Source organism: Streptomyces sp. NPDC050485 (assembly GCF_044458185.1).
Lineage (GTDB): Bacteria > Actinomycetota > Actinomycetes > Streptomycetales > Streptomycetaceae > Streptomyces.
In genome coordinates, this window is record NZ_JBITHR010000010.1 from 52,000 (window position 1) to 71,904 (window position 19,905).

Sequence of the window (19,905 nt, forward strand, 5' to 3'; positions counted from 1 at the left end):
CGCGTCAAATGGCGCTGCGCCGTGGCGCCCCCGCGCCCGTGCTCGTGGTGCGGCGCCGTCGATTGACCGGGACCGTCAATCGGCGGCGGCGTTGTCAGTGGCCCGGTGCACCATGGGGCCATGAGCGTGACCATCGACATCACGGGCCTGCCGCCCGAGCGCATCGGCTTCGCGATCTCGCCGCTGGCCGAGCTGGGCCTGGCCCTGCACGCGCTCTCCGAGCCCGGCCACCACCCAGGCCTGCACGGCTGGGCGACGGCGACCTCGGCCGCGCTGAAGCCGGACCTCGCCGACCGGCTGCACGAGGCCGACTTCCTGTGGCGCAACACCTTCTCCGACGTGTTCATGCCCTTCGCGGGCATACCCGGCTGGGACGGCAGCACCGGCGCCACGCTCGCCGAGGACCTGGACCTGCTCGACCGGCTCTCCGACGAGCGGTTCGCCTCCGCCGCCCTGGAGTTCACCTGCTCCAGCCTGTACGGAGTCAAGACGCCGTCCCCGCTGCACGATCCGGCGCTGCGGGTGCGCGCCCTGGAGATGGCGGCGACCCGCGGCCCGCGCCAAGTGGAGTTCACCCAGCGGCTGTTGAGCGATCCGGCGTCCGTGCGGGCCTGGATACGGCGGCTCCTGGAGGACTGCGAGGAGGCCTTCTTCGCGGACACCTGGCAGCGGGTCCGGGTGCAACTGGCCGCCGACGCCCGGCACAAGGCGGAGCTGCTGCGCCGCAAGGGGCTCGATGAGGCGGTCCGCGCGGTGTCGGCAGCCCTGAGCCTGGCCGGGGGCGGGACGTTGATCAGCGCGGACAAGCTGACCGAGGGGCGGACGACCGCCACCGACCCGGAGCCCGGCGCCGGGCTCACCTTCGTGCCGACCTCGTTCGGCTGGCCGCACCTGATGGTGCTGCACGCCCCGGGCTGGCGGCCGGTGATCCACTACCCGGTGCACGGGCCGGAACTGCCCTCGCCCGCCTCGGTCGAGATCCTCAAGCTGCGGATGGAGGCCCTCGCACACCCGATGCGGATGCGCCTGTGCCGCAATCTGGCCCGCTCCCCGTACACGACGAGCGAACTGGCCGACGCGCACGGCATCACGGCGCCCGAGGTCTCCCGGCACCTGGCCGTCCTGAAGAAGGCCGGGCTCATCACGACCCGGCGGCGCGGCCGTTACGTACTGCACCAGCTGGACCTGACGGTGGTGGCCCGCCTGGGCAGCGACTTCCTTGAGGGGGTGCTGCGGTAGCGCTCCGCGGGGAGTGCGGGTGAGCTCTGCGCGGAGGGCGCGGTTGATTCGACTGCGGGCCGTCGGGGGCTGGTCGCGCAGTTCCCCGCGCCCCTTCAGGGCACCCCCTAGGACACCCTCAGCAGGAGCTTGCCCGTCGAGGAGCGGCCCTCCATCAACTCATGGGCGGCGGCGGCCTCTTCGAGGGTGAACTCGGCGGTGATCGGCAGCTCGACCTGGCCGGTGGTGGCCAGGTGGAGCGCCCGGTCCGCGATCTCGCGCAGCGCGTGGCGGTCACCAGCGGCGGCGAGGCCCAGGATCGAGAAGCCGGAGACCGTGCGGCCGCGCCCGTACAGCTCGGACTGCCCGACCTGCCAGGCCTCCTCGCCGCTCGCGTTGCCGTACGAGACGAGCCGGCCGAACAGGGCGAGCGATTCCAGACCGCGGCGCAGGGTCTCGCCACCGACCGGGTCGAGCACCAGGTCCACGCCCCGGCCGCCGGTGGCGCGCAGCACGTCCGCGTCGAAGGTGCCGGTCAGGAAGGCGTCGTCGTACCCGTGCTTGCGGGCGTAGTCGGCCTTGGCCTCGCTGGACACCACGCCGTACACCGCGCCCGCGCCGGCCAGCTTGGCGAGCTGCCCGGCGACCGTGCCGACACCGCCCGCGGCGCCCTGGACCAGCACGCTCTCGCCGGGCTGGAGCCGGCCCACCTCGTGGATGAGGGCGTGCGCGGTCGGCAGCACGGTGGGCAGGGCGGCCGCGGTGCGCAGGCTCACGCCCTCGGGTACGGGGAAGACGGTGACGGCGGAGGCGAGGGCCACCTCCGCGTAGGCGCCGCCCTCGGTCATCGCGGCGACCTCCTGGCCGACCGCGAGCCCCTCGACCCCGGCGCCGATCGCGCGGACGCGGCCGGAGAGTTCGAGACCGGGCACGAAGGGCAGCGAGCCGACCCGGTATCCCACCGAACGCGCCTTCAGATCGGCGAAGTTGACGCCGGTGTACGCGACGTCGATGCTCACCTCACCGGGCCCCGGCTGCGGAATCTCCGCCTCCACCAGCTGGAGAACCTCCGGACCGCCGAACTCGTCGAATCGAATCGCGCGCATGACGCCAACTCCCCCGTACCTGAACCGCATTGAGTACTGAGCACTGACATGCAGAGTGCTGAGCACTGACTGAGTACCGAACAGGCTCGATAGTACGATGCCCGTCGTACTAAGGCAATGGGGACCGACCCGAAAGCCCGGTCCGGAAGCCCGGCCCGGGTGCTCAGTCGAAGCGGATGTGGCTCAGGCCGATCCGGGTGCGCCGCAGCCGGTGCGCCAGTTCGTACGCGGTCTGCGTCTTGCCGCCGCCGTAGGGGCCGTTGATCCAGATCAACACCCCCCGAGCGCCGCCCGTGGCGCCCAGGGTCAGACGGTGGCCCCACTCGGGGCGCCCAGGGTCAGGCGGCTCCGCCGCCCGCTCGCACCAGGCCCGTCTCGTATGCCAGGACCACGACCTGCACGCGGTCGCGCAGGCCCAGCTTGGTCAGGATGCGGCCGACATGCGTCTTCACGGTGGCCTCCGAGAGGACCAGGCGGGCGGCGATCTCGCCGTTCGACAGGCCCTGGGCGACCAGCATCATGACCTCGCGCTCGCGCTCGGTCAGCTTCTCCAGCTGCTTGTGCTCCGGCTCCTTGCCGCTGGCCGGCAGCATCGGGGCGAACCGGTCGAGCAGGCGCCGGGTCGTGGACGGGGCGACCACCGCGTCCCCGCTGTGCACCGAGCGGATCGCGCCGAGCAGTTCGGCCGGCGGCACGTCCTTCAGCATGAAGCCGCTCGCGCCCGCCTTCAGCCCCGAGAAGGCGTACTCGTCCAGGTCGAAGGTGGTCAGGATCAGCACCTTGGGGGGATTCGGCGCCTCGCAGATGCGCCGCGTCGCCTCCACACCGTCCAGCCTCGGCATGCGCACATCCATCAGGACCACGTCCACATCGGTCGCGCGGAGCACCTCGATGGCCTCCGCCCCGTCGCCCGCCTCCGCGACGACGTCCATGTCCGGCTGCGCGGCGAGCACCATCCGGAACCCGGTGCGCAGCAGCACCTGGTCGTCGACGAGCATCACGCGGATCGTCATCGTTCCCTCTCCATCACGCCGTACAGAACGGTACGCACACCAGCGCGTACCGGAAATCAGTGGGTCGGCTTCAGGGGCAGCAGGGCGCTGATCCGGAAGCCGCCGCCGGGGCGGGGCCCCGCGTCCAGCGTGCCCCCGACCATGCCGATCCGCTCGCGCATGCCGATCAGGCCGTGGCCCTGGCCGTCGGCGCCGCCGTCCTCGTACATCTCGTGGGCGGCGCCGCGGCCGTCGTCCTCGACCAGCAGACCGAGCCCGTCGTCGAAGTACACGAGCCGCACGCTCGCCCCCGCGTCCGGACCGCCGTGTTTGCGGGTGTTGGTGAGCGCTTCCTGCACGATGCGGTACGCCGTGAGCTCGACGCCGCTGGGCAGCGGGCGCGGGGTGCCCTCGATCTTGAAGTCGACGGTGAGGCCGGCCCCGCGGACCGTCTCGACCAGGTCCTCGATCTGCTGGACGTCGGGCTGCGGCACGTACTCCCCCGCCTCCTGGTGCTCGCCGGTGCGCAGCACGCCGAGCAGCCGGCGCATCTCGGCGAGCGCCTGGCGCCCGGTCATCGAGATCGTCTCCAGGGCGGTCTTCGCCTGGTCCGGCGAGGTGTCCATCACGTACGCCGCGCCGTCGGCCTGCACGACCATCACCGACACGTTGTGCGCCACCACGTCGTGCAGCTCGCGGGCGATGCGCGCCCGCTCGGCCGCGACCGCGACCTTGGCCTGCGCCTCGCGCTCCCGCTCCAGGCGGGCGGCCCGCTCCTCCAGCTGCGCGAGGTACGCCTTGCGGGTCCGCATCGAGTCGCCGAGCACCCAGGCGAGCACGAAGGGGACCGTCATCATGACGATGAAGAAGACCTTCTCCGTCGCGGAGTTGGGGCCCGTGTCCAGCCAGCGCACATGGGCCAGCGGCGCCGCGCACAGCCCCGCGACGAGCGCGGTCCGCGAGGCCCAGCGCTTGCCCGCGGAGGCCACCGTGTAGACGATGACCAGCATCGCGAAGTCCTGGATCTGCGGCTGGACGTTCAGCGGGAGCTGGGCGAGGCCCGTGCCGATCACGAGCAGCAGCATCTTCTCGGGGGCGCGGCGGCGCAGCGCCACGGCGACGCTCATCCCGAGCACGACCAGGAGCTGGATGCCCCAGCCCGCCTGGCGCGGATCGTGGTGCGCCGCCGCGACCTGCACGCCGGAGAACCCGAACAGGATGACGGCCCAGAAGGTGTCGACCCCGGTCGGGTGTCTGCGAAGGAAGTCGTAGAGGCGCTGCACGTAACCCAGCGTAGGGAAAGCAGATAGGTGCAGGGGTCAACCGGCGGGGCGATCCTGATCCCGGCGGCGTACTCCGCAAGGTGGAGACTTGAGCCCGTGACGGATGAGACGTGTCAGCAGTTCCCGGGTGCGCGGGACGGAGTACCGGGGTCGAAAGCCGCCCCCGTCGGCTGGCGCGCGGCCACCGAGCGGGCGCTCTACGGGGCGGGCGGTTTCTATCTGCGGCCCGAGGGACCGGCCGGGCATTTCCGTACGTCGGTCCACGCCTCGCCGCTCTTCGCGGGGGCTGTCGCCCGCCTCCTTACGGAGGTCGCGTCCGGGCTCGGCCCGGGACCGGTCGACCTGGTGGACGTGGGCGCGGGGCGCGGGGAGCTGCTCACCGGGGTGCTGGCCGCGCTGCCCGCCGGCTTCCCGGTCCGGGCGTACGCCGTGGAGCGCGCGGGCCGTCCGGCCGGGCTCGACGAGCGGATCGCCTGGCGTTCGGAGGTGCCCTCTGGCATCCGCGGGCTGCTCTTCGCCAACGAATGGCTGGACAACGTGCCGGTGGAGGTCGCGGAGGTCGATCCGGACGGGGTGGCCCGGCTGGTGCTCGTACGGCCGGACGGGACCGAGACCCTCGGCGAGCCGGTGTCGGGCGCGGACGCCGCCTGGCTGGACCGCTGGTGGCCGCCAGGTGGGCCGGGCACCCGGGCGGAGATCGGGCGGCCGCGCGACGAGGCGTGGGCCGCGGCGGCCGCGGCGCTGGACACGGGGCTCGCGGTGGCCGTCGATTACGCCCATACGAAGGACGCGCGGCCGCTGTTCGGGACGCTGAGCGGGTTCCGGGGCGGCCGGGAGGTGGCGCCGGTGCCGGACGGGTCCTGCGACATCACCGCGCATGTCGCGCTGGACGCGTGCGCGCTGCCCGGGGCGGAGCTGGTCTCCCAGCGCGAGGCCCTGGCCCGCCTCGGCGTCGTCGGCACGCGGCCCCCGCTGGCCCTGGCGTCCTCGAACCCGGCGGCGTACGTCCGCGCGCTCGCCGCGGCAGGCGAGGCGGCGGAGCTGACGGCACGGGGCGGTCTTGGCGACTTCGGGTGGCTGATGCAGCGGGTGTGACTTTTCCCCACCCCGCCCCTTCCCGCTGCGACACTCTGCGGCTCCGCCGCGTGGCCTCCGGAGGTGGGGTGGGTTGCGGCCGGTGGCGCTGGGGCTCCGCCCCAGACCCCGCTCCTCAAACGCCGGAGAGGCTGGCATGTACCTGGCGGCGGCGGGGGCTGGGCCCGCTCCCCGGTGCGGCGGGGGATACTGGCCCCCATGACGGAGACGACGGTCGGCATCGGCGGCGGGGCGGAGAGCACCGACATGGTGCTCAACATCGGCCCCCAGCACCCCTCCACGCACGGAGTGCTGCGGCTGAAGCTCGTCCTTGACGGCGAGCGCATCCAGCAGGCCGAGCCGGTCATCGGCTACATGCACCGCGGCGCCGAGAAGCTCTTCGAGGCCCGCGACTACCGCCAGATCGTGATGCTGGCCAACCGCCACGACTGGCTCTCCGCGTTCTCCAACGAGCTCGGCGTGGTCATGGCCGTCGAGCGGATGCTCGGCATGGAGGTCCCCGAGCGCGCGGTGTGGACCCGCACGCTGCTGGCCGAGCTGAACCGGGTCCTCAACCACTTGATGTTCCTCGGCTCGTACCCGCTGGAGCTCGGCGGCATCACCCCCGTCTTCCATGCCTTCCGCGAGCGCGAGGAGCTCCAGACGGTGATGGAGGAGGTCTCCGGCGGCCGCATGCACTACATGTTCAACCGGGTCGGCGGCCTGAAGGAGGACCTGCCGCTGGGCTGGCTCGGCCGGGTGCGGCACGCCGTGGCATCGGTGCGTTCGCGGATGGACGTGTACGACCGGCTCGTCCTCGGCAACGAGATCTTCCGGGCGCGGACGCGCGGCGTGGGCGCCCTGTCCGCCGAGGCGGTGCACGCGTACGGGGTGAGCGGGCCCATCGCGCGGGCCTCCGGCGTCGACTTCGATCTGCGCCGCGACGAGCCGTACCTCGCGTACGGGGAGCTCCAGGACACCCTGAAGGTCGTCACCCGGACCCAGGGCGACTGCCTGGCGCGCTTCGAGTGCCTCCTTGAGCAGACCCACGTCGCGCTCGACCTCGCCGACGCCTGCCTGGACCGGATGGCCGAGCTGCCGCCCGGCCCCATCAACCAGCGGCTGCCCAAGGTCCTCAAGGCGCCCGAGGGCCACACGTACGCCTGGACCGAGAACCCGCTCGGCATCAACGGCTACTACCTCGTCAGCAAGGGCGAGAAGACCCCGTACCGGCTGAAGCTGCGGTCGGCCTCGTACAACAACATCCAGGCGCTCGCCGTGCTGCTGCCGGGGACGCTGGTCGCCGACATGGTGGCGATCCTGGGGTCGCTGTTCTTCGTCGTGGGCGACATCGACAAGTAGGCGGCGCGACCCGGGCGCCCGCGAGTGGTTCAACTCGCGGGCGGGCCACGTCAGTTGGACCAGTGACCCCGCACGGCCGCGAGGACGAAACCCGGGCCGAAGCCGATGATCAGTCCCGACTCCGCGTCGGCGGGCGGCTCGGTGAACGTACGGGACAGTACGTCGAGGACCGCCGAGCCGCCCAGGTTGCCGTTCTCGGCGAGGCTGGCCCAGGCGTGCCGCAGCGCGCCGTGTTCGCGGTCGCCGTCGAGCTGGAGGCCCGCGGCCGCGTCCTCCAGGATGCGCGGGCCGCCGGGGTGCACCACCGCGGAGCCGAGCGGCCGGCCGGCCGCGGCGAGCCATTTGCGGACGGCGGGCAGGCAGTCGTTGAAGGCGGCGGTGGCGGCGCGGGTGGAGTCGAAGTGCAGCCCGGCGCCGGTCAGCCGGCCCTGGTAGCGGTCGACGCTGTCGGGCAGCGCGTACTCGAAGGTGTCCTCGACCACGAAGCTCGGCCCGTCCCAGGCGGGGCGCGCGGAGACGACCGCGGCGGCGGCGCCGTCCCCGAACAGGATCTTGTAGACCATGGATTCCCGGCTGGTGTCCTCGTGGTTGTACGTCGCCGCCGACAGGCATTCCGAGGTGACGACCAGGACGTTGGCGCCAGGGTGGGCGGCGATGTGGTCGTGGGCGCGGACCAGGCCCTGGGCGCCGCCCGCGCAGCCGACCGAGCCCATGGGGTGGCGCCGGACGTCGGGCCGCAGGCCGAGTCCACCGATGAGGTGGAGGTCGAGGGACGGCACGGTCCAGGAGGTGGTGTGGCTGGTGACGACGCAGTCGATGTCCTCGGGCCGCAGCCGCGCGTTCTCCAGCGCCCGCCGGCCCGCCTCGACCGCCAGCGCCGACGCGTCCTCGAAGGCGGCGCGATTGCGCTCTTCGACAAGAGCGTTTCCGGCCACGGTTCGCGCGTCCAGGGGACGGCTGAAATGCCGGGTCTCGACGGTCGTCGCCCGGGCGATCCGCAGGAAGGCCTCCAGGCGCGGCAGGTCCGGGTGGGCCCGGCGAATGTCGGCGCAGATCTCGTCGGTCGTCACGACGTTCCCCGGGAGGGCGACACAGGGAGGGGCTATGTGAGCGGGCACGGACGAACTCCCTCGAAAATCGAAAAGGGCAGATCCTAAACGTACGTCAGGCGGCCTGAATCAATCCTCGAAACGGAAAAACTTGGTCAACTGGTCGCGCGGAAGGACGGGGTGCGGCTCGCGGGCGAGGCGCCCGGGGCAGCAGCCAGCATGCCCCTGGGGCTCGGAAAAGTGACCGGCCCGGCGGCGCATGTGAGCAACTCGGTCCACCGGCGGCCGACTACGAGATCGCGGTGCGCAGTTCGGCGACGTCGAGCTGCTCGGTCTCGTCGTGCGCGGTCAGGTCGATGACCTCGCCGACGACCTTCTCGGGGCCCTGCTGCGAACGGCTCGCCAGGACCTCCTCGCCCACCACGTCCGCGAGGTCCTCGTCCTGTACGGCCTCGATCGCGGCGGCCACCTTCTGCTCGGCGGCGCCCTGGCCCGCCCCGGTCCCGAAGAAGTCGAAGCTGCCCTCGGGGCGCACCGCCCGACGCGCCGCGTACGGCACCACGGCGGCGGCGACCGGAGCGGGCGCCGCAGGCAGTTCGGCCCGCCGGGGCGCGACCGGAGCGGGCGCCGCGGGCAGTTCGGCCTGCCGGGGCTTGGCGGTGAGGGCGGACGACGGGCGGGCGTGCTGCCCGCTGCCGACGGCCGCCGAGGGCTTCCCCTGCGGCTCCTCCGCCTCCCCGGACTCCGCGCGGGGGCGGGCCGACAGCGCCTCGGCCCGCGCCTTGGCCTGGCGCTCGGCGCTGAGCTGGAGGCGCTCCAGGGCGCGGGCGGCCGCGAGGTAGGCGGCCGGCGTCGGCGTGCTGCTCGACGGCATCAGCGCCTTGGGGGCCGCGCTCTCCAGGGCGAGCTGACGCCGGCCCTCCAGGGCGCTGGCCCGCTCGGTCTCGGCGTTGGCGTAGCGCCGCAGCAGCGCCGCGTGCTCGCCGCGCAGCCCGGCCAGCTCCATGCGCTTGGCGCGCAGCTTGGCGTCGAGGCGGCCGCGCAGCTCGCGCGACTCCTCCAACTCGGTCTCCAGCTCGGCGATCCGCTCCTCGGTGCGCCACTGGTCGGCGGCGCGCGAGCGGGTCAGCTCGGCGACCCGGCGGCCCGCGGCCCGGTCCCAGCCGCGCATCAGCACCGAGCCGGTGACACAGGCCGCCGCGGCGGCGGCCGCCAGCGCCCTGAGCACCGTGGGCTGATCGAAGAGCCAGGCACCACCGGCGCAGATGACGGAGACGCCGGCGACGGCCGACGGCTGAAGGAGCCGGTGCAGCGGAGGGGAATGACGGTGGCGTCCACGTGGCATGGCCTGAAATTTACCGTGCGTAGGCGTCACATGGACCCCCGCCCGCCAATCTGTTCCGCTGCAGTTACTCCGATCGCCAAATTCGGCTACTTCTTGATCAGCCCCTTCGACTGCAGATACTGCTTGGCGACATCGGCCGGCTTGGCCCGCTCGGCGTCGACCTTGCGGTTGAGATCGACCAGATCAGCGGTCGTCAGGGCCTTGGTCAGCTTGCCGAGCGCATCGGCTATCTCCTGGCCGCCCGCGTCCTTCGCATTGACGACGGGCAGCACGTTGTCCGCGTTCTGCAGCTTCTTGTCATCCTGGAGCAGCACGAGTCCGTAGGTGTCCAGGGTCGCGTCGGTCGTGGTGGTCAGCACCAGTTGGTCGACGCCGTCCTTGACCGCCTGCTTGGCCTGCGGGGTGCCGACGCCCTTGGGGTCGATGCCGGTGACGTCGATGCCGTACTTGGACGTCAGGCCCGGCGCGCAGAATGGCCGGATCTTGCACTCGTCACCGGCGGCGATCTTCACCTTGGCCTTCGATGTGCCCAGGTCGGAAAGGGACTTGAGGTTGTTCTTGGCGGCGAATTCCTTGGTCACCGCGAACGCGTTCTGGTCCACCGCCGCACCGGCGGGGAGAACCTTCAGACCGCGGGGCCCGGCCAGCTTGGCCAGTTCGGCCACGGTGGCCGTGACATCGCTGGAGGCGAGCGGCTTGTCCTTCGCCTTGTCGCCGTTCACCTTGGCATTGAGGAATTCGGTGAGCGTGGCCGCGTATTCCGGTACGACGTCGATCTCGCCCTTCTCCAGGGCCGGTTCGTACAGTTCGCGGTTCTTCACCGTGGTGACCGAGGTCGAGTACCCGGCATCCGCGAGCACCTGGGAGTACAGCTCGGCGAGGACGGCGGACTCGGTGAAGCCGGCCGCGCCGATGACCAGCGAGCCCTTCTTCCCGCCGCCGGTACTGCTCGACCCGCTCGATGCGCTCTTGTCCTTGCTCTTCTCCAGGCTGTCGCCGCCGCAGGCGGCGAGCGAGCCCGCGAGCGCCACCGTGCCGAGCACCGCACCGGCCGTGCGCAGGATCTTGCTCATGAAGGTTCACCATCCAGGGAGTTACGGGGGTCACGGATTCCCGGACCACGGGGTCAGGGGGTCACGGGTCGACGGATCACGGCGTCACGAGCGCTTGCGCAGCGGGCTGAACAGGCGGTCCACCGCCACAAGCACGCCCTCCACGAGCAGGGCGAGCGCCGCAACGAGCATCGCCCCCGCCACCACCTGCGGGGTGTCGTACACCGCGAAGCCCTCGGTGACGATCCGGCCGAGTCCGCCGAGCCCGGCCATCGCGGCGATCGTCGCGGTGGCGATGATCTGCACCGCCGCCGAGCGCAGACCGGTCATGATCAGCGGGTAGGCCAGCGGCAGTTCGACCTGGAGGAAGAGCTGGCGCCCCGACATCCCCATGCCGCGGGCCGCCTCCACCGCCGCCCGGTCCACCTCGCGCATGCCGACGTAGGCGTTGGTCAGCAGCGGCGGCACCGCGAAGAGCACCAGCGCGATCACCGTCGGCAGATAGCCCGCGTTGCGCAGCGGGGTCACCATGAACAGGGCGAGCACCGCGAAGACGGGTATCGCCCGGCCGATGTTGGAGAGGTTGACCGCGAGCGCGCCGCCCTTGCCGATGTGCCCGAGCCACAGCGCGAGCGGCAGGGCGACCAGGCAGGACACGAGGAGGGCGAGCGCGCTGACGTACACGTGCTCACCGAGCCGGTGCCAGGCGCCGTCCTCCCCCGACCAGTTGGCGCCCGTCGTCAGCCACGTCCAGGCCTGCGCGAAGACTCCCATGGCTCAGCCCGCCTTCGCCGTACGGATGCGGGTCCAGGGGGTGAGCAGCCGCTGGAGCCCGAGCAGCAGCAGATCGGCGGCGACCGCGAGCACCACGCACAGCACCGAGGCGGTCAGGATCTGCGCCTTGAAGAAGGTGGGCAGGCCCTGCTCGATGAGGTTGCCCAGGCCCCCGTGGTCGACGAGCGAGCCGATCGTGGTCAGCGCGACGGTGGCGACCGTGGCGATCCGGAGCCCGGCCATCAGCGCGGGCAGCGCCAGCGGCAGTTCGACCTCGAACAGCAGCCGTATCCGCCCGTACCCCATGCCGCGCGCCGCCTCCAGCGCGTCGGCGGGCACCGATTCGAGCCCGGCCAGGATGTTCCGTACCAGGATCGTCAGGGAGTACAGCACGAGGCCCGTGATGACCAGCCCGGCCGAGAGGCCGAAGACCGGGAGCAGCAGGGCGAACATCGCAAGGGAAGGGATCGTGTACAGCACCGTCGTGAAGCCGAGGACGGTCGCCGCGACGCCCTTGCGGCCGCGCGCGAGCAGCGCGAGGGGGAAGGCGACGAGCAGCCCGATCAGCACCGACACCGCGGTGATCCAGATGTGCTGGACCGTGGCGTCGGTCAGCTCCTGGCTGCGGGAGCTCACGTACTCCCAGCAGATCCAGTCGTTCGCCGCCAGGCAGTTCCCGGCCACTCCCCCCACCTCCCCCGGCCCGTACCGTACGTATGTCTGACGACCCTAACCCTGACCACTGACAATCGCCTCGGGCCTTCGCAGTACAGCAACATGGGCTTCACACAAGCGCGGTCGCCGCCCGGCACAATGGGGAATCATGATCCGGTTCGAGCACGTCACCAAGCGGTACGCCGACGGCACCACCGCCGTGGACGACCTTTCCTTCGAGGTGGCCGAGGGTGAACTGGTCACCCTCGTCGGCCCGTCCGGCTGCGGCAAGACCACCACGATGAAAATGGTCAACCGGCTCATCGAGCCGACCAGCGGGCGGATATTCCTGGACGGCGAGGACATATCGACCGTCGATCCGGTCCAACTGCGGCGCCGTATCGGCTATGTGATCCAGCAGGTCGGGCTCTTTCCGCACAAGACGGTCCTGGAGAACACCGCGACCGTCCCGCAGCTGCTCGGCGTCAAGAAGGCCAAGGCCCGCGAGCGCGCGGCCGAGCTGCTCGATCTGGTGGGGCTCGACCCGAAGACGTACGGCTCGCGCTACCCGGAGCAGCTCTCCGGCGGTCAGCGCCAACGGGTGGGCGTGGCAAGGGCGTTGGCGGCGGACCCGCCGGTGCTCCTGATGGACGAGCCGTTCGGCGCGGTCGACCCGGTGGTGCGCGAGCGGCTGCAGAACGAGTTCCTCAGGCTCCAGTCGCAGGTGCGCAAGACGGTCCTGTTCGTCACCCACGACATCGAGGAGGCGGTCCGGCTCGGCGACCGCATCGCCGTCTACGGGCAGGGCGCCATCGAGCAGTTCGACGCCCCCGCCGCCGTGCTCGGCGCTCCCGCCAACCCGTACGTCGCGGACTTCGTGGGCGCCGACCGGGGCCTCAAGCGGCTCTCCGTCACCCCCATCGAGGAAGACGACCTGGAGCAGCCGCCGGTGGTCCACCTCGACGACCCGCTGCCGGCCGACGTCCCGCGCTGGGCGGTCGTCCTGGACGGCGAGGACAATCTGCACGGCTGGATCTCCGCCGAGCAGGCCCGGCTCGGCACCGGCACGGTCCGCGAGCACGCCCGGCGGATGGAGGCCTGGCTGCCGGTGGGCGCCTCGCTGAAGCAGGCCTTCGCCACCATGCTCCAGCACGACGCCGGGTGGATCGCGGTGATCGACCGCGCGGAGACCGGCCGCTTCCTCGGCGTCCTCACGCCGGCCCGGCTCCACGAGGCGCTGCGCCGCTCCATCGACGCGGACGCCCAGGACGTGCCCCGGACCGAGGTGACGGTCGAGTCGGTCAGCTCGCGCTGAGCCGGCCGCTGATCCAGTCCATGGTCGGCGGGATCTCGCGCCGCCAGGTGTTGAAGTTGTGGCCGCCGCTGTCGAGTGTGATGGACGACACGCGGCCGGGCGTCTTCACCTTGTTGATGAAGGACTGGGTCGGCTTGAAGTTGTCCTCGCCCGACAGCGAGCTGGTGACCAGGAAGGACGACTTGCCCGGCGCCAGGTGGTCCAGGCTCCACAGCAGGTTGGCGCGGTTCTCCTCCTTCTTGTTGCCGTGGAAGAGGTCACCGGTCGTCGGGTCGTCCGCCGCCTTGTAGTACGCGGAGAGGCCCGCGCTCGCCGCGAACTGCTCGGGGTGGTGCATGCCGATCTTCAGGGCGCAGTAGCCGCCGGTCGAATTGCCGATGAAGCCCCAGTTCTGCGGCTTGGTGCCGACCCGGTAATTCGCGGAGATCGCGCCCGGAACGTCCTTCGCGAAGAACGTCTCGGTCTGCGGGCCGCCCGGTATGTCGACGCACTCGGTGTCCCGCTGGCCCGCCACCGTCGGGCGCATCATGATCAGGATCATCGGCTGCATCTTCTTCTGCTTGGCCTGCGTCCACGCCGTCTTCGGGTACGCGAGGCCCTTGAGCAGGTTCTCGGCGGTGCCCGGGTAGCCGGTCAGCACGATCGAGGCCGGGAACGTCTTCTTCTCGTACGCCTTCTGGAAGTACTCGGGGGGCAGGTACACGTAGGCGGGGCTGGTTATCTTCGACTTCTCCCCGGCCAGCACGATCTTCTGGATCTCGCCGCCCAGCTGCGGCTTGCCCGCGCCCGGGGTCTCCGGCTTCTGCTTGCCGACGACCCGGATGTTCGTGCCGCCCGCCGAGTGGTCGACGACCTTGCCCATGTCCTGCTCCTGGCCGAACAGGTCCGCCCAGGACCCGTAGAACAGGAACGAATTGTTGGCCGCGAGACCGACCGAGGCGAAGATCGCCAACTGGGTCGCGAGCAGCAGCCCGACCCGGCCCACGAGGGCCTTCCAGCTGCGCCGTGCCAGTCGCGGCCACAACCAGATGGTGACCGCGAACAGCACCACCGCCAGGAGCACGGCGAGTGCCAGAACCTTGTTGCTCGTGAGACCCATGAGTCGATGAAACTTTCTGACTGAGATTTTCCTGAGACCAAGGGAACCCTCCCCCTGGATGTGCCGTCCTAGAGGGCGCAAATTGTCCGGCTGGACGGTGTGGACGCCGTCCCCCGGCCAACTGAATCTCTCGCGGAGTCACGGGAAGCGATGTCTGTCAGGATAGATGGGGACAAAAACGGTTCGGTTCCGACTCGTGTACGAAAGGTCCTCCGCGGGCCGCGCCCCGAGTCGGTTCCCAAGGTCGTCGGTACGGCCTGCACGGTCGTGGGTCTGGTGGACGTCTCGGCCGGAGTCTTCGATCGCGTCCGGCACAGTCGGTTCCACACGGTCAGCGAGGTGCTGCCGGGCACCTTCGGCCCCTTCGCGGCGGCCGTGGCGCTCTGCGTCGGCATCCTCCTGCTGCTCCTCGCGCACGGCCTGAAGCGCCGCAAGCGGCGGGCCTGGCGGGCCGCGGTGGTGCTGCTGCCCATCGGGGCGGTGGCCGAGTTCTGGTACCGGCACTCGATCGTCGGCGTGCTGATCTCATTGGCACTCCTCACGCTGCTCGTCGGCCATCGGAGCGAGTTCAACGCGCTGCCCGACCCGCGCAGCCGCTGGAAGGCCGTCGCGAACTTCTTCCTGATGGGCGCCGGCTCCCTGGGCCTCGGCCTGGTCATCGTGAGCGTCCACCCCAACCGCACGGTCGGCAACCCGAGCATCGTGGACCGCATCCAGCACGTGATGTTCGGCCTCTTCGGCTTCGAGGGACCCGTCGAGTACCAGGGCAAGACCAGCTGGACCGTCGGCTACTCGCTCGGCGCGCTCGGCCTGCTGACCGCCGTCACCACGATCTACCTGGCGTTCCGGCCCGAGCACCCGGCCGCCCGGCTCACCGAGGACGACGAGCACAAGCTGCGCGAACTGCTCGCCAAGCACGGTGCCCGCGACTCGCTCGGCCACTTCGCGCTCCGCCGCGACAAGGCCGTCGTCTTCTCGCCCAGCGGCAAGGCGGCCGTCACCTACCGGGTGGTCTCCGGTGTGATGCTCGCCTCGGGCGACCCGATCGGCGACGTCGAGGCCTGGCCCGGCGCCATCGAGCGCTTCATGGACGAGGCCAAGGCGCACTCCTGGACCCCGGCGGTCGTCGGCTGCTCGGAGACCGGCGGCGAGGTCTGGACCCGCGAGACCGGACTCGACGCCCTGGAGCTCGGCGACGAGGCGGTGGTGGACGTCGCGGATTTCTCGCTGGCCGGACGCGCCATGCGGAACGTACGCCAGATGGTCAAGCGCATCGAGCGCAATGGCTACGAAACCCGCGTACGGCGCGTTCGTGACCTCTCCGACGGTGAGCTGGAGCGGGTCCGCCGGGCCGCCGAGGACTGGCGCGGCACCGACACCGAGCGCGGCTTCTCGATGGCGCTCGGCCGCATCGGCGACCCCAACGACGGCGACTGCGTGATCGCCACCGCCCACAAGGCCGACGACGAGGAGTCCGGCGCGCCGGGCCCGTACGGCGACCTGAAGGCCATCCTGCACTTCGTGCCCTGGGGCAAGGACGGAATGTCGCTGGAGATGATGCGCCGCGACCGCGCCGCCGACCCCGGCATGAACGAACTCCTGATCGTGGCCTCGCTCCAGGCCTGCGAGAAGATCGGCGTGAACCAGGTATCGCTCAACTTCGCGATGTTCCGCTCGGCGCTGGCCCGCGGCGAGAAGATCGGCGCGGGCCCGGTGCTCCGGATGTGGCGGGGGCTCCTGGTCTTCCTCTCCCGCTGGTTCCAGATCGAGTCGCTGTACAAGTTCAACGCGAAGTTCCAGCCGCGGTGGGAGCCGCGCTTCATGGTGTACCGGGCCCACGCCGACCTCCCCCGCATCGGCTTCGCCGTGATGCAGGCCGAGGGCTTCGTGAACCTGGGCCTCCCGGGCCCGCTGGCCCGCCTGACCCGCGCCGCCCGCCGCGAACGCGCCTGCGCGCACGTGACGACCCCGGACCACGAGGTCAGTGCGGCGTAGCCGCAACCCTGCCGCACCCCGGTGCCGGGTTCCCTTGCGGGGGCCCGGGGCCGGGGTGCGGTGTTTTTTGGGGTGCGGCCCGGTGGCCCTGGGCTCCGCCCCGGACCCCGCTCCTCAAAGACGCCGGAGGGGCTGGACATGCCACTAGCGGCATGTCCAGCCCCTCCGGCGTTGCTGTGCGGCAGATCAGGCCCGCTCCAGCTCCGCCTCCGGCGCATCCTCCGAGGACGCCTCGACCCGCCGCGCCCTCGCCTTGTCGGACGTCAGGCCCACCAGCGCCACGCCCACCACCAGCACGAACGCGATCCCCGCCAGCGCGAAGCTCAGCGTGAACTGGCTCTCGGCCGGCAGCGCGGGCACCCCCTTCGGCAGCCCCTCGATCACCTTCGAGGCGAGCAGCGAGGTGATCACCGCGCTGGCGATCGCCGACCCCACGGAGCGCGAGATCGAGTTGATGCCGTTCGCGATGCCCGTCTGGTGATGCGGGACACTCGCCACGATGAGCGCCGGCATCGCCGCGTAACCGAAGCTGATCGCGACACCGATCAGCATGCCCGCGAGGATCACGGACGGCGTCGAGTCGTGCGCACCGGTCAGCCAGGCGAAGCCGAGGACGCCGAAGGCCGCACCGGCCGCCAGCGTGAAGCGCGCCCCGATCCGCCCGACGAGCAGCCCGCCGAACTGCGCGGCGACCAGCGACACGAGCGTGGTGGGCAGCAGGTACTCGACGGAGGCGCGCAGCACGGACGCCGAGAAGCCGTAGCCGGTCAGCTTGTCCGGCATCTGCACCAGGTAGGAGACGCCGATGAACTGCGAGAACATCGCGAAGCCGAGCAGCAGTCCGGCCAGGTTGGTGAAGAGCACCGGCCGGTGCGCGAACATCCGCATGTCCACCATGGGCGCCTTCACCCTGCGCTCGACCAGGACCCAGAGCCCGGCCATCACCACGGCGCCGACGAAGAACCCGATCGTACGGCCGGAGCCCCAGCCCCACTCGTGACCCTGCGAGATCGGCAGCAGGAGCAGCACGAGGAAGGCGGCGAGGGTGGCCGCGCCGAACCAGTCGGTGCGCCCGCCCGTCTTGGTGCGGGAGGCGGGCACGACCGCGATGACCGCGATCAGGGCGAGGACCGCGAGGATCACAGCGAGCCAGAACACCCGGTGGTAGTCGGGGTGCGAGCCCTGCGTGAGCAGGCCCGCGCCGACAAGGGCGAGGCCGCTGCCGAACGCGAGCGTGCCGCTGACCAGCGCCATCGCGCCGTGCAGCTTCTGCGGCGGGATCTCCTCGCGCAGTACGGAAAGCGCCAGCGGGAAGATCGCGGTGGCCGCGCCCTGGAGCACCCGGCCGACGATCAGCAGGGTGAGCGAGCTGGTGGTGGCGGCGAGCACGGAGCCCGCGACCATGACCACGAGGACGCCGATCAGGGTCGGCTTCTTGCCGTGCATGTCGCCGAAGCGGCCGAGCAGCGGGGTGAAGACGGCCGCGGAGAGCAGGGTCGCGGTGGTGACCCAGCTGACGCCCGACGTGGAGGTGCCGAGGTCGTTCTGGATGATCCCGAGGATCGGCACGACCAGCGTCTGCATCATCGAGACGACCATGGCGGCAAGGCCGAGGACGAGGACGAGCCCGGTGCCGCCGCGGGGGCGTTGGTTAGTGGTCACTTTTTCTTCCGTACGGCAGGAGGAGGTACTTGAGTCGATGAAGCTTGATTACCTCAAGCAACTTAATGAAGGTAAACATCAAAGGTTGAGATAGTCAAGTTTCGCTCGAATCGCGGGTACAGTGGACGGCATGCCTGGAACCAACCGCCCGACCGCCGTCAGCAACGTCGCGCTCATGGACGCCATCTGGGACTCCCTGGCCGGCTTCTACGGCGACTTCTCCTCGGCGGCCGCCGAGGAGGGCCTCACCTCCAGCCAGGCCAAGACCCTGACCGTGCTGCGCCGGGGCCCCGCCTCCATGCGCTCGCTCGCCACCACGCTGCACTGCGACGCCTCCAACGTCACCGGGATCGTCGACCGCCTGGAGGCCCGCGCCCTGGTGCGCCGCGAGCCGAGCCCCACCGACCGCCGGGTCAAGAACGTCGTCCTGACCGACGACGGCATGCGGACCGTGGAGACCGTGCGGACCGGCATGCTCGCCACCCACGCCGCCCTCGACGCCCTGCCCGACGCCGACCGCGTCGCCCTGCAGGATCTGCTCCAGCGCCTTTTCGCCACCCCCGAGCGTGGTCCGGGAACCTCCGGCTGACGCCTACGCTTGACGTATGAGTACGTTGAACGGGCGGGGGTCCGTCGAAGGCCTGCCCGACTGGAACCGCTGCGCGGTCATGGGCGTGGTCAATGTGACGCCCGACTCCTTCTCCGACGGTGGCCGGTGGTTCGACACCTCCATCGCCGTCAAGCACGGCCTCGACCTCGTCAGCGAAGGCGCCGACCTGGTCGACGTCGGCGGCGAGTCCACCCGCCCCGGCGCCTCCCGCGTGGACGAGGACGAGGAGCTGCGCCGCGTCATCCCGGTCGTCCGGGGCCTGGCCGCCGAGGGCGTCACCGTCTCCGTCGACACCATGCGCGCCCGCGTCGCCGAGCAGGCGATCGCCGCCGGCGCGGTCCTGGTCAACGATGTCAGCGGTGGCCTCGCGGACCCCGCGATGATCCCCACCGTCGCCGCCACCGGCGCCCCCTTCGTCGTGATGCACTGGCGCGGCTTCAGCCAGGACATGAACAGCCGCGCGGTGTACGCGGACGTGGTGGCCGAAGTCGTCGCCGAACTGCGCCTCCGTACGGAGGCCGTCATCGAGGGCGGCATCGCCCCCGAGCGCCTCGTCATCGACCCCGGCCTCGGCTTCGCCAAGCAGGCCGGGCACGACCTCGCGCTCGTCGCCCACCTCGCCGAGCTGCGCGCACTCGGCCGTCCCGTCCTGGTCGCCGCCTCCCGCAAGCGCTTCCTCGGCCGGGTACTGGCCGGCGACGAGGGCGCGCCGCCACCCGCCCGGGAGCGCGACGCGGCCACCGCCGCCGTCTCCGCCATCGCCGCGCACGAGGGCGCCTGGGCGGTCCGCGTCCACGAGGTGCGGGCCACCGCCGACGCCGTACGCGTGGCGCGCGCCGTCGAAGGAGCCAGGTGAGCCCCCGTACCGAGACCGAGGCGGTCGAGCGCGCCAACACGGCGTTCTACGAGACGCTGGAGCGGGGCGACTTCGACGAGCTGTCCGAGCTCTGGCTGAGCGCCACCGAGGCCGGCGACACCGGGATCTCCTGCGTCCACCCGGGCTGGCCGGTGCTCTCCGGGCGCGGCGAGGTGCTCCGCTCGTACGCGCTGATCATGGCGAACACCGAGTACATCCAGTTCTTCCTGACCGATGTGAAGGTCGTCATCCTGGGCGACACCGCCCTGGTCACCTGCACCGAGAACATCCTCAGCGGCGGCCCCGCCGAGGAGAGCGGCGAACTGGGACCGCTCGTCGGGCAGCTCGTGGTCGCCACCAATGTGTTCCGCCGCACATCCAACGGCTGGCGGCTCTGGTCCCACCACGGCTCGCCGGTACTCGCCGAATCGGGCGACGAAGAGCCGGAAGAGGACTGAA

The 19,905-nt window shown here is 71.3% G+C and carries 18 protein-coding genes; 8 read left to right on the forward strand and 10 right to left on the reverse strand.

All coding sequences use genetic code 11. The features are described 5' to 3' along the window. Positions 1 to 126 precede the first annotated feature (126 nt). On the forward strand, positions 127 to 1,239 hold the full coding sequence (locus ACIBK6_RS21130; protein ID WP_399053049.1) for a DUF5937 family protein: 1,113 nt from the start codon (positions 127 to 129) through the stop codon (positions 1,237 to 1,239). A 107-nt stretch (positions 1,240 to 1,346) separates the two neighbouring features. On the opposite strand, the gene ACIBK6_RS21135 is transcribed toward ACIBK6_RS21130, so the two are convergent. The 3 genes from ACIBK6_RS21135 to ACIBK6_RS21145 all read right to left on the reverse strand — a co-directional run bounded on the left by ACIBK6_RS21135 (position 1,347) and on the right by ACIBK6_RS21145 (position 4,599). Further along, positions 1,347 to 2,324 (reverse strand): zinc-binding alcohol dehydrogenase family protein, encoded by a 978-nt coding sequence (locus ACIBK6_RS21135; protein WP_399052821.1) that lies wholly within the window; start codon positions 2,322 to 2,324, stop codon positions 1,347 to 1,349. Positions 2,325 to 2,662: 338 nt separating this feature from the next. Further along, complete coding sequence (locus ACIBK6_RS21140; RefSeq protein WP_399052822.1) at positions 2,663 to 3,337, reverse strand: response regulator; 675 nt, start codon at positions 3,335 to 3,337, stop codon at positions 2,663 to 2,665. Between the two features lie 56 nt (positions 3,338 to 3,393). After that, on the reverse strand, positions 3,394 to 4,599 hold the full coding sequence (locus tag ACIBK6_RS21145) for a sensor histidine kinase (RefSeq protein WP_399052823.1): 1,206 nt from the start codon (positions 4,597 to 4,599) through the stop codon (positions 3,394 to 3,396). Positions 4,600 to 4,695: 96 nt separating this feature from the next. Between ACIBK6_RS21145 and ACIBK6_RS21150 the strand changes: the two genes are divergently transcribed. Together ACIBK6_RS21150 and ACIBK6_RS21155 are read left to right on the forward strand one after the other, a co-directional pair. Further along, a complete protein-coding gene (locus ACIBK6_RS21150) occupies positions 4,696 to 5,694 on the forward strand; it encodes an SAM-dependent methyltransferase (RefSeq protein WP_399052824.1) in 999 nt (332 codons plus the stop codon). 198 nt (positions 5,695 to 5,892) lie between these two features. Then, positions 5,893 to 7,035 (forward strand): NADH-quinone oxidoreductase subunit D, encoded by a 1,143-nt coding sequence (locus tag ACIBK6_RS21155; protein WP_399052825.1) that lies wholly within the window; start codon positions 5,893 to 5,895, stop codon positions 7,033 to 7,035. Positions 7,036 to 7,085: 50 nt separating this feature from the next. Here the strand turns inward: ACIBK6_RS21155 and ACIBK6_RS21160 are convergent, their stop codons facing one another. The 5 genes from ACIBK6_RS21160 to ACIBK6_RS21180 form a co-directional block, all read right to left on the reverse strand. After that, a complete protein-coding gene (locus ACIBK6_RS21160; protein ID WP_399052826.1) occupies positions 7,086 to 8,105 on the reverse strand; it encodes a PhlD in 1,020 nt (339 codons plus the stop codon). 268 nt (positions 8,106 to 8,373) lie between these two features. Next, entirely contained in the window at positions 8,374 to 9,429 is a 1,056-nt protein-coding gene (locus ACIBK6_RS21165; protein ID WP_399052827.1) for a hypothetical protein, read from the reverse strand. Positions 9,430 to 9,515: 86 nt separating this feature from the next. Then, the gene (locus ACIBK6_RS21170; protein ID WP_399052828.1) at positions 9,516 to 10,502 is read right to left on the reverse strand and encodes an ABC transporter substrate-binding protein; all 987 of its coding nucleotides are present in this window, start codon (positions 10,500 to 10,502) and stop codon (positions 9,516 to 9,518) included. A gap of 84 nt (positions 10,503 to 10,586) precedes the next feature. Then, positions 10,587 to 11,255, reverse strand: a complete 669-nt coding sequence (locus ACIBK6_RS21175) for an ABC transporter permease (protein WP_399052829.1) — start codon at positions 11,253 to 11,255, stop codon at positions 10,587 to 10,589. 3 nt (positions 11,256 to 11,258) lie between these two features. Continuing rightward, positions 11,259 to 11,939 (reverse strand): ABC transporter permease, encoded by a 681-nt coding sequence (locus tag ACIBK6_RS21180; RefSeq protein ID WP_399052830.1) that lies wholly within the window; start codon positions 11,937 to 11,939, stop codon positions 11,259 to 11,261. A gap of 139 nt (positions 11,940 to 12,078) precedes the next feature. On the opposite strand from ACIBK6_RS21180, the gene ACIBK6_RS21185 reads away from it, so the two are divergent. Then, positions 12,079 to 13,224 carry an ABC transporter ATP-binding protein gene (locus ACIBK6_RS21185; protein ID WP_399052831.1) on the forward strand — a complete coding sequence of 382 codons (1,146 nt, stop codon included), beginning with the start codon at positions 12,079 to 12,081 and terminating at the stop codon, positions 13,222 to 13,224. Here ACIBK6_RS21185 and ACIBK6_RS21190 read toward each other — a convergent pair. Next, positions 13,211 to 14,323 carry an alpha/beta hydrolase gene (locus tag ACIBK6_RS21190; protein ID WP_399052832.1) on the reverse strand — a complete coding sequence of 371 codons (1,113 nt, stop codon included), beginning with the start codon at positions 14,321 to 14,323 and terminating at the stop codon, positions 13,211 to 13,213. The two genes, ACIBK6_RS21185 and ACIBK6_RS21190, sit on opposite strands and share 14 nt — an antisense overlap. Before the next feature lie 150 nt (positions 14,324 to 14,473). Here ACIBK6_RS21190 and ACIBK6_RS21195 point away from each other — a divergent pair, with 150 nt between their 5' ends. Next, complete coding sequence (locus ACIBK6_RS21195; protein ID WP_399052833.1) at positions 14,474 to 16,318, forward strand: phosphatidylglycerol lysyltransferase domain-containing protein; 1,845 nt, start codon at positions 14,474 to 14,476, stop codon at positions 16,316 to 16,318. A gap of 186 nt (positions 16,319 to 16,504) precedes the next feature. Here ACIBK6_RS21195 and ACIBK6_RS21200 read toward each other — a convergent pair whose 3' ends face one another. Next, positions 16,505 to 17,980 (reverse strand): MFS transporter, encoded by a 1,476-nt coding sequence (locus ACIBK6_RS21200; protein WP_399052834.1) that lies wholly within the window; start codon positions 17,978 to 17,980, stop codon positions 16,505 to 16,507. Between the two features lie 130 nt (positions 17,981 to 18,110). On the opposite strand from ACIBK6_RS21200, the gene ACIBK6_RS21205 reads away from it, so the two are divergent. From ACIBK6_RS21205 to ACIBK6_RS21215, 3 genes are read left to right on the forward strand one after another with little or no spacing between them, the layout of a single operon-like run. Then, positions 18,111 to 18,569 (forward strand): MarR family winged helix-turn-helix transcriptional regulator, encoded by a 459-nt coding sequence (locus ACIBK6_RS21205; RefSeq protein WP_399052835.1) that lies wholly within the window; start codon positions 18,111 to 18,113, stop codon positions 18,567 to 18,569. A gap of 16 nt (positions 18,570 to 18,585) precedes the next feature. Beyond that, positions 18,586 to 19,446 (forward strand): dihydropteroate synthase, encoded by an 861-nt coding sequence (folP, locus tag ACIBK6_RS21210; RefSeq protein WP_399052836.1) that lies wholly within the window; start codon positions 18,586 to 18,588, stop codon positions 19,444 to 19,446. After that, on the forward strand, positions 19,443 to 19,904 hold the full coding sequence (locus ACIBK6_RS21215; RefSeq protein ID WP_399052837.1) for a nuclear transport factor 2 family protein: 462 nt from the start codon (positions 19,443 to 19,445) through the stop codon (positions 19,902 to 19,904). The genes folP and ACIBK6_RS21215 overlap by 4 nt, the downstream gene beginning before the upstream one ends. Position 19,905: the final 1 nt, after the last annotated feature.